The sequence below is a fragment of the Halopseudomonas sp. genome, from assembly GCF_041579695.1.
Lineage (GTDB): Bacteria > Pseudomonadota > Gammaproteobacteria > Pseudomonadales > Pseudomonadaceae > Halopseudomonas.
On record NZ_JBFGFI010000008.1, the window covers coordinates 51,702 to 67,494 of the forward strand.

The following is a 15,793-nucleotide window of genomic DNA, read 5'->3' on the forward strand; positions in this document are numbered from 1 at the left end:
TCAGATCACGATCTGGTTTGGCAAGGTTGGCTCGGCCTGATCGCTGTTGTTGCCGAGCGTCTCGACAATGGTGTTTTGCAGCCTGCGGCACAGCTCGGGGTCGGAGAGCGCCTGATTATTGGCATCGGTCAGCACGAACACGTCATCTACCCGTTCGCCCAGCGTGACGATCTTGGCATTCTGCACGTTGATGTCGAAATCCAGCAGGATGCGGCCCATGCGCGCCAGCAGGCCGGGGCGATCCGGTGCGCTGAGTTCGAGAATCGTGTGCTGGCGCTCCGGCGCATTGAAGATGGTCACCTCCGGCGCGAACGAGAAGTGCTTGAGTTGCCGAGGCACCAGGCGCTGGATGATCGAGGGGTAGGCGTCGGGATCGGCCAGCGCGTCCATCAGGTCGCGTTTGATCTGGCGAATGCGCTCCGGGCTGTCACCGATCGAGCTGCCGTCGGCGTCGAGAACAATGTAGGTATCCAGACTGAAGCGGTTGGTGGAGGTAATGATGCGCGCATCCTGAATACTCAGGTTGAGCTGGTCCATCGCCGCTACGGTCACGGCAAACAGGTCATGCTGTTCTGGCGTGTAGATGAATATCTGCGTGGCGCCCTCGAACTCGCGCTGGGCGGTTTCCTTGATCAGTACCAGCGGGCCGTTACGGTCAGGGTGCTGCACGATCGCCTCAGTATGCCAGGCGACGTCGCTGGCCGTGTGCCGCAGGAAATAGTCTTCGCCCAACTGTTCCCACAGTTCCTCGGCGTCCTCTTCCTCGACGCCGCTGCGTACCAGGATATCCAGCGCTGCATGCTGGGTCTGGCGCACATGCTCCTCTCGATCCGGTGGGTTTTCCAGGCCACGGCGCAAGGCGCGTTTGGTCTCGGTGTACAGCTGGCGCAGTAGCGAGGCACGCCAGGAGTTCCAGAGTGTCGGATTGGTTGCATTGATGTCGGCAATGGTCAGCACGTAGAGGTAGTCCAGCCGTACCTGATTGCCGATGTGCACGGCAAAATCGTGGATCACCTGCGGGTCGGAAATATCCTTGCGCTGCGCGGTGGTCGACATGATCAGATGGTTCTCGACCAGCCAGCTGATCAGATGGGTATCCCAGGCGGGAAGGTGGTGACGCTGGCAGAACGCAATCGCGTCCACGGCACCGAGTTCCGAGTGATCGCCGCCACGGCCCTTGGCGATGTCGTGATACAGCCCGGCCATGTAAAGCAGGTCGGGTTTGGGCAGGCGGCAGAAGATGCGCCAGGCCAGTGGGTATTTTTCCTGATACTCGGGCTGATTCAGCTTGCGCAGGTGCTTGATCAGGTTGAGTGTGTGGGCGTCGACGGTATAGATGTGAAACAGGTCGTGCTGCATCTGGCCGACGATCTTGCCGAACTCCGGCAGATAACGTCCGAGGATGCCGTAGCGATTCATCCGGCGCAGGTTGCGGTGAATGCCCTCCTTGCAGCGGAATAGCTCGACGAAAAGGCTGGTGTTGCGGATATCGGCGCGGAAATTGTCGTCTATCAGGCGCCGGTGATCGCGCAAGAGACGAATGCTGTCAGCCCGTACGCCGCGGATTTCCGGGTTCTGCGCCATCAGAACAAAAATTTCCAGCAGCGCGAACGGTGTGCGCTTGAAGACCTCGGGGTGGGTCACCTCGATATAGTGATTGCGTACCTGGAAGCGTGAATTCAGCGGCTCGATCTGGGTGGTTTCGGCGTCGCGCAGCAGAATTTCCTCGAAATGCTGCATCAGCAGGTCATTGAGCTCGGACAGCGACATGACGATCCGATAATACTTCTGCATGAAACGTTCGACGGCGAGCTTGCTGTCGTTGTCTTCGTAGCCGAGCAGTTTGGCCAGCGTGCGCTGGTAATCAAACAGCAGGCGGTCCTCGGCACGTCCGGCCAGGTTGTGCAGGGCAAAGCGCACCTGCCACAGGAAGGCCCTGCCGGCGGTGAGGATGCCGTACTCGGGCTCATTGAGAAAACCCCGGTCGACCAGCTCACGCAGATCATTGGTGCCGAAATGCCGCAGCGCCACCCAGCCGATGGTCTGGATGTCGCGCAGACCACCCGGCGAGCTCTTGACGTTGGGCTCGAGGTTGTACTCGGTATCGTTGAACTTGGCGTGACGTTTTTGCTGCTCGGCGCGCTTGGCGCGGAAGAATTCGGCGTCCGTCCACATATGTTGGGCGCTGAGTGCTTCGATCATCGCCTGGCGCAGGCTTTCGTCGCCTGACAGGGTGCGCGACTCCATCAGATTGGTGATCACGGTGATATCGTTGCGCGCTTCGTCCTGGCATTCGCTGATCGAGCGTACGCTCTGACCGACCTCCAGTCCGATGTCCCAGAGCAGCATCAGGAACTGTTCGATCGATTCGCGGTAGGCATCGGTGTTGCTTTCACGCAGCAGGATCAGCAGGTCGATATCGGAGTGCGGGTGCAATTCGCCGCGGCCGTAACCGCCGACCGCGAGCAGCGCAATGCCCGGCGTTTCCGTGGTGGCCTGGATCGACCAGGCCTTGCGCAAGATATGGTCGGTGAACCAGGCGCGCTCGTGAATCAGCTGGTGGATGTCGCGGCCACTTTCGAAGCGCGCGCGCAGCACGGTATCCGCGTTGCGAATGACCTTCTTGAAGGCAGCGACCGGGCTGCTCTTCAATGCCAGTTCGGCCTGGAACTGGCCAGGATCGAACAATTCGTTATCCACAGGGCTACCCCGCAAGTCGGTTACTGGAAGCTTTCTTCCTGGCGACGTGTCAATACTTCATAGCCATCGGCCGTGACCAGGATGGTGTGTTCCCACTGGGCGGACAGCTTGCGATCCTTGGTGATCGCGGTCCAGCCATCGCCCAGTAGGCGAGTTTCGTGGCGGCCCTGATTGATCATCGGCTCGATGGTAAAGGTCATGCCTTCTTTCAGCTCCATGCCGGTACCGGGGCGGCCGTAATGCAGAACCTGCGGGTCCTCATGGAAAACCTTGCCGATGCCGTGGCCGCAGTATTCGCGCACCACGCTGAAGTGATTGGCGTGGGCATGCTCTTGAATTACATGGCCGATGTCGCCGAGGCGAGCGCCGGGACGGACCACTTCGATACCCTTGTACATGCACTCCTGGGTAACCCGGGCCAGGCGCTGGACCCATTCCGGCGTCTCGCCAACAAGGAACATCTTGCTGGTGTCACCGTGGTAGCCATTCTTGATCACGGTGACGTCGATGTTCAGCGCATCACCACTCTTGAGCTGCTTCTCGTTCGGGATGCCATGACACACCACATGATTGATCGAGGTACAGATCGACTTCGGGAATGGGATGCGACCGGGAGCGCCACCGTAGTTCAAGGGCGCGGGTATGGCCTTTTGCACATTGACAATATAGTCGTGGCAGATCCGGTCCAGTTCTTCAGTGGTAACGCCGGGCCGGACGTGTTCGCCGATCATTTCCAGCACCTCGGCCGCCAGGCGACCGGCAACGCGCATGCCAGCTATGTCTTCCGGGGTCTTGATGGTAACGGTCATTGCGGGTATCTCTCGTTTTGGACGCTGTCGGTTGTCACGCCGGCTGGCGAAGGAATCAATCGCGCAGTTTAACAGACATGCCGCGCGCTGTTGAGGGTCGGCCAGCATGACCGCCGGGCATCTGCGCCTTTATTCGTTACCTTATGTATGGTATAAAGCGCCGCGCCTGAACAAAGATCGTCAGGCCTAAACCGAAACCACACACGTATCGACACGTTGTCCTGGGTGCCCCAAGGGGTTGGACAATGGGATGCGTGGAGGCTCAACCCGATATACATTGGAGCTGTCATGACTCAAGTATCTATGCGCGATATGCTGAAGGCCGGTGCGCACTTCGGCCACCAGACCCGTTACTGGAACCCGAAAATGGGCAAGTACATTTTCGGCGCTCGTAACAAGATTCACATCATCAACCTCGAAAAGACCATGCCGATGTTCCAGGATGCCTTGACCTTCGTCGAGAAGCTGGCATCTGGCAAGAACAAGGTTCTTTTCGTCGGCACCAAGCGCGCTGCCAGCAAGATCATCGCTGAAGAAGCGGCCCGTGCCGGCATGCCTTACGTCGACCATCGCTGGTTGGGCGGCATGCTGACCAACTACAAGACCATCCGTGCATCGATCAAGCGTCTGCGCGACCTGGAAATCCAGGCAGAGGACGGTACCTTTACCAAGCTGACCAAGAAAGAAGCGCTGATGCGCACCCGCGATCTGGAAAAGCTTGATCGCAGTCTCGGTGGTATCAAGGATATGGGTGGCCTGCCCGACGCGATGTTCGTCATCGATGTCGAGCACGAGCGCATCGCCATCACCGAAGCCAATAAGCTGGGCATTCCGGTTATCGGCATTGTCGACACCAACAGCAGCCCGGACGGCGTCGATTACGTCATTCCCGGCAACGATGACGCTATCCGCGCCATCAAGCTGTATGCGGCGGCCATGGCTGACGCGGTACTGAGCGGCAAGAACAACGGTGGCGCCGGTGACGAGTTCGTCGAAGAGGCTGGTCCGGCTGCCGAGGCTTCCCAGGGCTGAGGCTTTTTCAGTCATTGGAGCCGTTACGAAAAGGGGGCCATGCCCCCTTTTTGCAATGTAGTGAACGCAACATGATACGGCTGCCGATCCGTCAACGGGCAGCCTAAAATCAAGCAAGCTAGAGGAACAACTCATGTCACAGATTTCTGCAGCTATGGTCAAGGAACTGCGCGAGCGCACTGGCCAGGGCATGATGGATTGCAAGAAAGCCCTGGAAGCCGCCGGTGGCGATATCGAGAAGGCGATCGACGACATGCGCTCTGCGGGCGCGATCAAGGCGGCCAAGAAGGCTGGCAACATCGCTGCTGAAGGCGCTATTGCTGCCAAGGTAGCGGACGATGGCAAGAGCGGCGTGATCATCGAAGTCAATTCCCAGACCGACTTCTTGGCCCTGCAGGACGATTTCAAGAACTTCGTCAACGAAAGCCTGGAAAAAGCTGTTGCTGCCGGTTATACCGACGCCGCGCCGCTGATCGCCGAGCAGGAAACTTCCCGTGAGGCGCTGATCGCCAAGTGTGGCGAGAACGTCAATATCCGTCGTCTGACCCGTGTTGAAGGCGATGTGGTCGGTGCTTACCTGCACGGTCACCGCATCGGCGTACTGGTCACTCTCAAGGGTGGCAACGCTGAACTGGCCAAGGATATTGCCATGCACGTGGCTGCCAGCAACCCGCAGTTCCTTGACCCGACCCAAGTGTCTGCAGACGCCGTAGCCAAGGAAAAGGAAATCTTCCTGGCACTGAACGCCGAGAAGATCGCCGGCAAGCCGGAGAATATTGTCGAGAATATGGTCAAGGGCCGTATCAACAAGTTCCTTTCCGAGGCCAGCCTGATCGAGCAGCCCTTCATCAAGGATCCGGACGTCAAGGTCGGTGAGCTGGCGAAGAAAGCCGGTGCAGAAATTATCGATTTCGTGCGCTACGAAGTTGGTGAGGGCATCGAGCGTGGCGAAGTCGACTTCGCATCCGAAGTGGCTGCGCAGGTGGCGGCGACCAAGCAGTGAGCATGCGACCGGAACGGCGCATCACAGGCCACCCGCGAGGTGGCCTGTAGTACAGTTTCAGATAGAGGCTTCCCGCGCAGGCGTGAAGCCTCTTTTTTAGGAAACTCTGAACAAGTAGCAGCCGGCATGGTCAGCAATTGTCGGTATGGTGTCTGCCGCCCGGCTGTAACTTGTTGAGCGTTTCGCCATTCCCAGCAGGAGAGTCAAGATGGCCCAGGTACCCGGCAGTCGCCAGCCCAAGTACAAACGAATCCTACTCAAGCTAAGCGGTGAAGCCCTGATGGGTACCGAAGGGTTTGGCATAGACCCCAAGGTACTGGATCGCATGTCGCTGGAGGTCGGTCAACTGATCGGTATCGGCGTGCAGGTCGGGCTGGTCATCGGTGGCGGTAACCTGTTCCGTGGCGCTGCGCTGCACGCTGCGGGCATGGACCGGGTCACCGGTGACCATATGGGTATGCTGGCGACCGTGATGAACGCCCTCGCCATGCGCGACTCGCTGGAGCGCTCGAATATCCAGACCCGCGTAATGTCGGCCATTACCATGGAAGGCGTCACCGAGCACTACGATCGACGCAAGGCGATGCGCTATCTTGCCGGTGGGGACGTGGTAATATTCTCCGCTGGTACAGGCAATCCGTTCTTCACCACGGATACTGCGGCCTGCTTGCGTGGTATCGAGATGGATGCCGACCTGGTGCTCAAGGCAACCAAGGTCGATGGTGTGTACAACGCCGATCCGATGAAAGATCCCAACGCCGAGCGCTTTGACAGTCTGACCTACGACCAGGTTCTGGACCTCAAGCTCGAAGTAATGGATCTGACCGCGATCTGCCTGATTCGCGATCACAAGATGCCCCTGCGGGTATTTAACATGAACAAACCCGGTGCGCTGCTCAATGCAGTGGTAGGCAGCGCCGAAGGCACATTGATCGAGGATTGATGATGATCAACGAAATCAAGAAGGATGCGCAGGAGCGCATGAAGAAATCAGTCGAGTCGCTGGGCCATGCATTCGCCAAGATCCGCACTGGCCGGGCTCATCCGAGCATTCTCGACAGCGTCATCGTGTCCTACTACGGCAGCGATACGCCGCTGCGTCAGGTCGCCAATGTCAACGTCGAGGATTCACGCACGCTGGCGCTGACGGTGTTCGACAGAAGCATGATCCAGGCTGTGGAAAAGGCCATCATGACTTCCGACCTGGGCCTGAATCCGGCTACCGCTGGCACCACCATCCGTATTCCCATGCCGGCGCTCACCGAGGAGACCCGCAAGGGCTTTACCAAGACGGCACGCTCCGAAGCCGAGAATGCCCGTGTTGCGGTCCGCAACATTCGTCGCGACGCGCTGAGTTCACTCAAGGATCTGCAGAAGGAAAAAGAGATCAGTGAGGATGAAGAACGCCGCGCTGCGGACGAAATTCAGAAGCTGACTGACAAATACATCGCCGAGATCGACAAGGCGCTGGAAGCCAAGGAAGCGGATCTGATGGCTATTTGATGGCCGGATTCCACATGCTTATCAATGAATGACAAGACTGCAGCCGTGCGTGTAGCGGTACCCCGTCATGTTGCGATCATCATGGATGGCAACAACCGCTGGGCGCGCAAACGTCTGATGCCCGGCGTCGCCGGTCACAAGGCCGGAGTGGATGCGGTCAAGGCAGCGATCGAAGTCTGTGCCGAGGAAGGCGTCGAGGTGCTCACGCTGTTTGCCTTCTCCAGTGAGAACTGGCGGCGTCCCGAGGACGAGGTCGGCGCATTGATGGAGCTTTTTCTCGGTGCACTGCGCCGGGAAGTGCGGCGTCTGCGTGACAATGACATCCGCCTGCGCATCATCGGTGACCGTTCACGTTTCGCGCCGGAGCTGCGCAAGGCAATGGCCGATGCCGAAGCCCTCACGGCAGAATGCCGGCGGCTAACGCTGGTCGTGGCGGCCAACTACGGCGGTCAGTGGGACATTGCCCAGGCGGCTCGCCATCTGGCGCTGAAGGCTGCGCAGGGCGCTGTCGATCCGGATGGCATATCCGAGGCAGACCTTCAGGCCTGTCTGAGTACAGCTGACTGGCCGCTCCCGGACTTGTGCATCCGCACCGGAGGGGAGCGTAGAATCAGCAATTTTCTTCTCTGGCAGCTGGCTTATGCCGAGCTCTACTTCTCGGACCTTTACTGGCCCGACTTCAAGCATGACGCGCTGCGCGAGGCGCTGACCGATTTCGCACGCCGACAACGCCGTTTCGGTAAAACCAGCGAGCAGATACTAGGAGCGCAGTCCTGATGCTAAAACAGCGAATCATCACAGCCGTTATTCTCGCCCCGCTGGCTATCGCCGGGTTTGTGTTGCTGGAGGGCGCTGGCTTTGCGCTTTTCGTCGGTGCAATTGTGGTCCTGGGTGCATGGGAGTGGGCGCGCCTGGCGGGGGAGGAAGGTCAGAAAGGTCGCATCGTATACGCGTTGGTGGTGGCGTTGTTCATGCTGGGTCTGTACCGCGATGCCTGGGCGGCTCAGTACCTGTTGCTGCCCGCGCTGGCCTGGTGGTTGGTGGCGCTGGTACTGATCAGCCGTTATCCGAAAGGCCGTGGGCTGTGGGCCGGGTCGATGATCAGCCAGCTGTTCGGCCTGTTGATCCTGTTGCCTGCCTGGTACGGGCTGATATGGCTGCGCGCGCTGGAAAACGGCTTGTGGCTCATTCTTGGCGTGTTGGTATTGATCTGGGCGGCGGATGTCGGCGCCTTTGTAGCCGGCAAGACCTGGGGGCGGCGCAAGCTGCTGCCGCGTGTCAGTCCGGGCAAGACAGTCGAGGGTTTGCTCGGTGGACTGATTTTTACCCAGGTCCTGACCTTTGCTGTCCTGCTGTATCTTGGCTGGGGTCTGACATCCTTACTGCTGGGACAGGTGACCGCCGCCCTGGTAGTGCTTTTCTCGATCGTCGGCGACCTGACCGAAAGCCTGTTCAAGCGCGAGCAGGGTCTCAAGGACAGCAGCAATCTGTTGCCCGGCCATGGTGGTGTACTTGATCGGATCGACAGTCTGACCGCAGCCATACCGGTCTTCGCACTTTGCTGGATGCTGATCGGAGAGCGCCTGGCGTGAGTGTCTCGCTGGTAACGGTGCTCGGGGCAACCGGTTCGATAGGGGTAAGCACGCTGGATGTGATAAGCCGTCACCCCGAGCGCTACAGCGTGTACGCGCTTACCGGTCACAGTCGCATGGAGGCACTGCAGGCCCAGTGTCTGGCCCATCGCCCGCGCTATGCCGTGGTCGCCAACAGCGACCAGGCCCAGGCCTTGCAGGCGCGGCTGCGCGATGCCCGGTGCGAAACAGAGGTGCTGGTCGGTTGTGATGCGCTCGAGCAGGTGGCTTCTGCCGCGGAGGTCGATGTGGTGATGGCGGCGATTGTTGGCGGCGCCGGTCTGCGTCCGACCCTGGCGGCGGTGCGCGCCGGTAAGCGCGTGCTGCTGGCGAACAAGGAAGCGCTGGTCATGTCCGGCGCGCTTTTCATGCAGGCGGTAAAGGACAGTGGCGCGGTACTGCTGCCGATAGACAGTGAGCACAATGCCATCTTTCAGTGCCTGCCTTCGGACTTCGCACGCGGGATGTCGAATGTCGGTGTTCGACGCATTCTGCTTACCGCATCCGGCGGACCTTTTCGCGATATGTGCGGCGCCGATCTTGTGTCGGTGACACCCGAACAGGCCTGCGCCCATCCCAACTGGTCGATGGGTCAGAAAATATCGGTCGACTCCGCGAGCATGATGAACAAGGGTCTGGAGCTGATCGAAGCCTCCTGGCTTTTCGATGTACGGCCATCGCAGATCGAGATCGTGATCCATCCTCAGAGCGTGGTGCACTCACTGGTCGATTACGTCGACGGTTCGGTCATCGCGCAATTGGGTAATCCGGATATGCGCACCCCCATCGCCTATGCGCTGGCCTGGCCGGAGCGCATTGACTCCGGTGTCAGCCCGCTGGATCTGCTCAGCGTGGCGCGGCTGGATTTCCGCCCGCCCGATCCGCAGATGTTTCCATGTCTGCGCTTGGCACGTCAGGCTGCCGAGGCTGGTGGTACTGCCTGCGCCGTTCTGAATGCGGCCAATGAGGTTGCAGTCGAGGCTTTCCTTGCCCGGCGCATTGGTTTTACCGATATCCCTGTTATCATCGAGCATACGCTTGAGTGCATGGCTCCCGAATCCGTCCAGGATCTGGAACACATCCTGCTGACTGACCGCCATGCGCGCGAACACGCGCAGAACTGGCTGAACAGTCATTTCTGAGCAACCATTTTTGCCACAGCCGCGCTGATCGACCGATCCATGCGCGCTATCCACTTTCCCTGAGCGAGGCACTGGATGGATCTATTATTCACCCTGTTGGCGACCGTCGTAGCCCTGGGTCTGCTGGTGACGATTCATGAATATGGCCATTTCTGGGTAGCCAGACGCTGTGGCGTCAAGGTGTTGCGATTCTCTGTCGGCTTTGGACCTGCGCTCTACAGTTGGTATGACAAGCGCGGAACCGAGTACGCCATTGCCGCGATACCTCTGGGCGGCTACGTGAAGATGCTCGACGAACGCGAGGGCCCAGTTGACCCGGCAGAGCTCGACCAGGCATTCAATCGCAAGGATGTAAAACAGCGTATAGCGGTGGTCGCGGCAGGTCCGGTTGCCAACTTTTTGCTGGCAATCGTTGCCTTCTGGCTGATTGCTGTATTCGGTATCACCACCCTGGCACCTGTGCTTGGTCCGGTAGAGTCGGGCAGTGTGGCCGAGCGGGCGGGTCTGGTTCAGGGTCTCGAGGTGGTCGAAGTCGACGGCACTCCCACCCGCAGTTGGCAGGATGTGAATCTGCAATTGATCCGCCGGCTGGGCGAAACCGGCCAGATGCAGATAAAAGCTGTCGAATCGGCCGGAGCCATGCCGCAAAACTATACTCTGGTGCTCTCGGACTGGCTGCGCGGCACCGACCAGCCCGATCCCATAAGTGCGCTGGGCTTGAGCAGCTGGCAGCCGGACGTGCCGCCGCGGGTGGGTGAGGTCAGCGCCGGAGGGGCTGCTGAGGCTGCCGGATTGCAGGCGGATGATCTGATAGTGAGTATTGACGGTGAGCCGGTCGATAACTGGCTTACTCAGGTAGTTCCGGCGATCCAGGCCAATGCCGATCGCCCGTTGGATATCGGAATCGAGCGTGATGGCCGGCCCATGACCCTGAATCTGGTGCCTCAGGGGCGCGAACAGAACGGTCAGGTCTCCGGATTCGCCGGGCTGGGTGTGGCAGCCTTTGAATGGCCGGAGGGAATGATTCGCGAGATCGACTACAATCCGCTGGTCGCTATCCCGGTGGCTGTGGGCAAGACCTGGGACATGACGGTCTTGACCCTGGAGTCATTGAAGAAGATGCTCACCGGGCTGGTCTCGGCAAAAAACTTGAGTGGCCCGATAACCATTGCTAAAGTGGCGGGCGCTTCGGCCAAGTCGGGACCTGAAAGTTTTCTCAACTTCATTGCCTACTTGAGCATCAGCCTTGGCGTGCTGAATCTGCTGCCCATCCCGGTTCTGGATGGTGGTCACCTGGTTTATTACGCGGCTGAGTGGATTAGAGGCAAGCCGTTGTCTGAACGACTTCAGGCCTGGGGGTTACAGATTGGGGTGGCATTGATAGCGTGTGTGATGCTGTTTGCCATTTTCAACGATATCAGCCGCCTGGGTAGCTAGCCCGGAACGAAGGAACACGAGCTGCCGCACGCGGTGGATAGAATTTAACCAGTCAGCCAGAACGGATTTCATGAAACGTTACCTATTGCCTGCGCTATTGCTGCTGCTCCTCGCGCCAGTTGCCCTTGCCGACGCCTTCCGGATCTCCGACATCCGCCTTAATGGTCTGCAACGCGTCTCGGCCGGCAGCGTTTTCGCTGCCCTCCCGTTGAATATCGGCGATCAAGTCGATGATCAGACCCTGGTAGAGGCGAGCCGCTCGCTGTTCCGTACCGGATTCTTCCAGGACATCCAGTTGGGCCGTGAAGATAACGTGCTGGTTATTACCGTCGTCGAGCGTCCGTCGATCGCTGCAATCGAGCTCGAGGGCAACAAGGCGATTGAAAGCGAGGCTCTGCTGGACGGTTTGCGTATGGCGGGTCTTTCCGAGGGGGAGATTTTCCAGCAGGCGACCCTGGAAGGTGTGCGCAACGAGCTGCTGCGCCAGTATGTGGCGCAGGGTCGATATTCGGCCGACATCGAGACCGAAGTGATCGCCGAGCCGCGTAATCGCGTGTCAATCAAGATCCAGGTTGATGAGGGGGCTGTGGCCTCGATCAAGAACATCAACGTAGTGGGTAATACCGTCTTCGACACCGACGACCTGGTTGATCTGTTCGAATTGAAGAGCTCGGGCTGGCTTTCGTTCCTGCGCAGCGACGACAAGTATTCCCGCGAAAAGCTGTCAGGTGATCTTGAGCGCTTGCGGTCCTGGTACCTGGACCGTGGCTATATCAACATGAATATAGCCTCCACCCAGGTAACGATCACGCCTGACAAGAAAAACGTCTACGTCACCGTCAATATCGACGAAGGCGATCTGTACACCGTCAGCGACGTCAACCTGTCCGGCGATTTGATCGTCGCCGAAGAAGAGGTTCGTGGTCTGCTGCTGGTCGAGCCCGGGCAGGTGTTCTCCCGGCAGGTAATGACAGCCACTTCCGAACTGATCACTCGTCGGCTGGGTAATGAAGGCTATACCTTCGCCAACGTCAACGGCATTCCAGAGATCAACAAAGAGGACCAGAGTGTCGGTGTGACCTTCTTCGTCGATCCTGGCAAGCGCGCCTACGTGAACCGGATCAACTTCCGCGGTAACACCAAGACCGAGGATGAAGTGCTACGCCGTGAAATGCGGCAGATGGAAGGCGGTTGGGCTTCCACCTACCTGATCGATCAATCCAAGGTTCGCCTTGAGCGTCTGGGCTTCTTCAAGGAAGTCGACGTTGAAACCGTACCGGTACCCGGCGCGGACGATCTGATCGATGTCAACTACACGGTAGAGGAGCAGCCTTCCGGCTCGATTACCGCCAGCCTCGGTTTTGCCCAGGGCACCGGGCTTATCCTCGGCGGCTCGATCAGCCAGAACAACTTCTTCGGTACCGGCAACCGGGTGAGCCTTAGCGCCAACCGCTCCGAATATCAGACGGCCCTGTCCTTTGGCTTTCTCGATCCCTACTTCACCGTCGACGGCGTAAGTATGGGTTACAACGCCTTTTATCGTGCGACGGATTACGACAAGCTGAACGTTGATGTGTCAAGTTACTCGGTCGACTCCTACGGCGGTGGTTTCAATATCGGTTATCCGATCAGTGATACCTCGCGCTTGTCCTTCGGTCTGAGCGCCCAGCAGGACGATATCCAGACCGGTACCTTTACTGTTCAGGAAATCAATGAGTTCCTCGACCAGGAAGGGGACAGCTTCACCAACTTCAAGTTCAATGCCGGCTGGTCACAGTCGACACTCAACCGCGGTGTCTTCCCCGATCGCGGTGGTTCGCAGAGTGTGAATTTCGAAACCACCATCCCGGGTAGCGATCTGCAGTTCTACAAGATAGATTACCGCGCCCAGCATTATTTCCCGATGACCGAAGACCTGACGCTGCGTCTGCATGCCAATCTCGGTTTTGCCCGTCGTTTCGGGTCGACCCAGAGCGTGCCGTTCTACGAGCATTACTATGCTGGCGGCATCGGCTCGGTGCGCGGCTTCCGCGAGAGTTCGCTGGGGCCGCGCAGCACACCAGCGACGGCAGATCCGGACAAGGACGAGTTACCCTTCGGTGGCAACATCAAGATGGTTGGCGGTGGTGAGCTGATCTTCCCGGTGCCCTTCATCAAGGATCAGCGATCCCTGCGGACCGTACTGTTCCTGGATGCGGGTAACGTGTATGACACCTACTGCACCAGAGAAGTCTTGAACAACGGTGAAGACAACCCCGGTTGCGGTGAAGTGGATCTTGGCAATCTTCGTTACAGCGCCGGTCTCGGGCTGTCCTGGCTGACAGCCCTCGGACCGCTTGGTTTCAGCCTCGCGGTGCCGCTGAACAGTCAGTCGGAAGACGACACACAGGTATTCCAGTTTACCCTGGGTCAGACATTCTGATCCGGGACCACCTATACAGTTAACAGGAGCTTCAGAGTGCGCAAGTTTATTCAGGTTGCATTGGTTTCCGCACTGGCGATGGCCAGTTTCACAGTTTCAGCCGAGATGAAAATCGCCGTTCTGGACTATCAGATGGCGCTGCTGGAGTCCGACGCGGCCAAGGCCTATTCGGTCGACGCCGAGAAAAAATTCGGTACGCAGCTTCAGCGTTTGCGTAATCTGGAAGCGGAAGCCAAGCGTCTCCAGGAACGTATGCAACGCGATGGCGAGCAGCTGGGCCAGACCGAGCTGGAAAAGCTCGACCTGGAATTCCGTCAGAAAGCGCGTGACTTTCAAGCCGAGTCCAAGCAGTTGAATGAGGCCAAGGCCCGGGCTGATCGCGAGATGCTCGAGACTCTCAAGCCCCGTCTCGACAAGGCAGTCGAGACTGTATTGCAGGGCGGCGGCTATGACCTGGTAATCGATCGCAGCGCGGTAGTTGACGTCAAGGCTGAATACGACATCACGCGTCAGGTTATCGAGCGCCTGAACTCAACGCGTTGAGCGACCTGGTGAGTTCGTCATTCCAGTTATCACTGTCTGCGATTGCCGCCATGGTCGATGCCCGCCTGGTTGGCAATCCCGACCAGGTTATTGGCGGCCTGGCAACCCTGCAGGATGCCGGTCCTGGTCAGTTGAGTTTTCTTTCCAGCAGCCAGTATCGAAAGTATCTGCGCTCGACCCGCGCCGGAGCGGTGCTGCTTACCGAAAGCGACGCAGCAGAGTATGGCGGTAACGCGCTGATCGTCGCCAATCCTTACGCAGCATATGCACGGTTGTCCCATCGGTTCGATCCCAAGCCGCTGGCTGTTGCCGGAGTCCACCCCACAGCGGTGGTAGCTGCCGATGCGCAGATAGATCCCTCGGCCAGTATCGGCCCGGGAGCGGTGATCGAGTCTGGCGCCCGGGTCGGTGTCGAAACTGTGGTGGGTGCACAGTGCTTCGTTGGTGCGCGCTCGACCATTGGTTCCGGTGGCTGGCTGGCGCCGCGCGTCAGCGTGTACCACGATGTGCACATCGGTGATCGGGTGGTGATTCAGTCCGGTGCCGTTCTCGGATCTGAAGGTTTCGGCTTCGCCAACGATGGTGGGCACTGGGAGAAAATCGCCCAGATCGGCGGTGTGAGCGTTGGCAATGATGTCGAGATTGGCGCAAATACCACGATTGATCGCGGCGCTCTGGCCGATACCTGTATTGGTGATGGGGTCAAGCTGGATAATCAGATTCATATTGCCCACAACGTGCATATAGGTGACCACACTGCCATAGCGGCCTGCGTGGGTATCTCTGGCAGCACGCACATTGGGCGTCACTGCACCATTGCCGGCGGCGTGGGCATGGTCGGGCATATCGAGATCTGTGATAACGTTTTTGTCACCGGCATGACCATGGTTACACGATCCATAACCGAACCCGGTGCCTACTCTTCCGGTACGGCGATGCAGCCGGCCGTTGAATGGCGCAAGAGCGCTGCCCGTTTCCGCCAGCTCGATTCACTGGCCAAAAAGGTTCAGCAGCTGGAAAAGGAGCTGTTGGCGGTGACTCGGGACTCTCACGACTCATCAGAGTCCTGAGCCGCGCCGTCAGGGCGCCTACTACTTTTTACTGCAAGGCCTGCGAATACATGGATATCAAGGAAATAAAGGAATACCTGCCCCACCGTTACCCGTTTTTGCTGGTGGACAGGGTCGTGGAACTGAATCTTGAATCCCGGAGTATCCGTGCCTACAAGAACGTGTCAGTCAACGAGCCATTCTTCAACGGTCATTTTCCCGAGCATCCGATTATGCCGGGCGTACTGATTATCGAGGCGATGGCGCAGGCTGCCGGGCTGCTCGGCTTCAAGATGATGAACGTCAAGCCGGCCGACGGTACGCTCTACTACTTTGTCGGCTCCGACAAGTTGCGCTTTCGGCAGCCGGTAGTGCCCGGAGATCAGTTGCAGCTCGAAGCCCAGCACTTGAGCAACAAGCGCGGCATCTGGAAGTTCGCCTGCCGTGCAACCGTCGACGGGAAAGAAGCCTGCTCGGCGGAAATCATCTGTGCGGAACACAAGATATGAGTCGGATCCACCC

At 58.8% G+C, this 15,793-nt stretch carries 14 protein-coding genes; 12 read left to right on the forward strand and 2 right to left on the reverse strand.

Annotated features, from left to right (window positions below; all coding sequences use genetic code 11):
• Together ABYA88_RS03605 and map are read right to left on the reverse strand one after the other, a co-directional pair.
• Positions 1-2,700, reverse strand: coding sequence for a [protein-PII] uridylyltransferase (locus ABYA88_RS03605; RefSeq protein ID WP_373185518.1), 2,700 nt, complete (start codon positions 2,698-2,700; stop codon positions 1-3).
• 20 nt (positions 2,701-2,720) lie between these two features.
• Positions 2,721-3,509 carry a type I methionyl aminopeptidase gene (map, locus tag ABYA88_RS03610; RefSeq protein ID WP_373185519.1) on the reverse strand — a complete coding sequence of 263 codons (789 nt, stop codon included), beginning with the start codon at positions 3,507-3,509 and terminating at the stop codon, positions 2,721-2,723.
• Between the two features lie 288 nt (positions 3,510-3,797).
• Between map and rpsB the strand changes: the two genes are divergently transcribed.
• The 12 genes from rpsB to fabZ all read left to right on the forward strand — a co-directional run bounded on the left by rpsB (position 3,798) and on the right by fabZ (position 15,780).
• Positions 3,798-4,541, forward strand: coding sequence for a 30S ribosomal protein S2 (gene rpsB, locus ABYA88_RS03615; protein ID WP_373185520.1), 744 nt, complete (start codon positions 3,798-3,800; stop codon positions 4,539-4,541).
• A gap of 133 nt (positions 4,542-4,674) precedes the next feature.
• Positions 4,675-5,544 (forward strand): translation elongation factor Ts, encoded by an 870-nt coding sequence (gene tsf, locus ABYA88_RS03620; RefSeq protein ID WP_373185521.1) that lies wholly within the window; start codon positions 4,675-4,677, stop codon positions 5,542-5,544.
• A gap of 208 nt (positions 5,545-5,752) precedes the next feature.
• Positions 5,753-6,487 (forward strand): UMP kinase, encoded by a 735-nt coding sequence (pyrH, locus tag ABYA88_RS03625; RefSeq protein ID WP_373185522.1) that lies wholly within the window; start codon positions 5,753-5,755, stop codon positions 6,485-6,487.
• 2 nt (positions 6,488-6,489) lie between these two features.
• Positions 6,490-7,047, forward strand: a complete 558-nt coding sequence (gene frr / locus ABYA88_RS03630; RefSeq protein WP_373185523.1) for a ribosome recycling factor — start codon at positions 6,490-6,492, stop codon at positions 7,045-7,047.
• A 24-nt stretch (positions 7,048-7,071) separates the two neighbouring features.
• Positions 7,072-7,824: a polyprenyl diphosphate synthase gene (gene uppS, locus ABYA88_RS03635; RefSeq protein ID WP_373185524.1), complete on the forward strand. Its 753-nt coding sequence runs from the start codon at positions 7,072-7,074 to the stop codon at positions 7,822-7,824.
• Positions 7,824-8,639, forward strand: a complete 816-nt coding sequence (locus tag ABYA88_RS03640; RefSeq protein WP_373185525.1) for a phosphatidate cytidylyltransferase — start codon at positions 7,824-7,826, stop codon at positions 8,637-8,639. The genes uppS and ABYA88_RS03640 overlap by 1 nt, the downstream gene beginning before the upstream one ends.
• Positions 8,636-9,820 carry a 1-deoxy-D-xylulose-5-phosphate reductoisomerase gene (gene ispC / locus ABYA88_RS03645; RefSeq protein WP_373185526.1) on the forward strand — a complete coding sequence of 395 codons (1,185 nt, stop codon included), beginning with the start codon at positions 8,636-8,638 and terminating at the stop codon, positions 9,818-9,820. The genes ABYA88_RS03640 and ispC overlap by 4 nt, the downstream gene beginning before the upstream one ends.
• A 75-nt stretch (positions 9,821-9,895) precedes the next feature.
• Entirely contained in the window at positions 9,896-11,257 is a 1,362-nt protein-coding gene (gene rseP, locus ABYA88_RS03650) for an RIP metalloprotease RseP (RefSeq protein ID WP_373185527.1), read from the forward strand.
• Between the two features lie 70 nt (positions 11,258-11,327).
• Positions 11,328-13,679, forward strand: coding sequence for an outer membrane protein assembly factor BamA (gene bamA / locus ABYA88_RS03655; RefSeq protein WP_373185528.1), 2,352 nt, complete (start codon positions 11,328-11,330; stop codon positions 13,677-13,679).
• 36 nt (positions 13,680-13,715) lie between these two features.
• On the forward strand, positions 13,716-14,222 hold the full coding sequence (locus ABYA88_RS03660) for an OmpH family outer membrane protein (RefSeq protein WP_373185529.1): 507 nt from the start codon (positions 13,716-13,718) through the stop codon (positions 14,220-14,222).
• Positions 14,223-14,254: 32 nt separating this feature from the next.
• Entirely contained in the window at positions 14,255-15,292 is a 1,038-nt protein-coding gene (gene lpxD, locus ABYA88_RS03665) for a UDP-3-O-(3-hydroxymyristoyl)glucosamine N-acyltransferase (RefSeq protein ID WP_373185532.1), read from the forward strand.
• 50 nt (positions 15,293-15,342) lie between these two features.
• Entirely contained in the window at positions 15,343-15,780 is a 438-nt protein-coding gene (gene fabZ, locus ABYA88_RS03670) for a 3-hydroxyacyl-ACP dehydratase FabZ (RefSeq protein ID WP_373185530.1), read from the forward strand.
• Positions 15,781-15,793 lie beyond the last annotated feature (13 nt).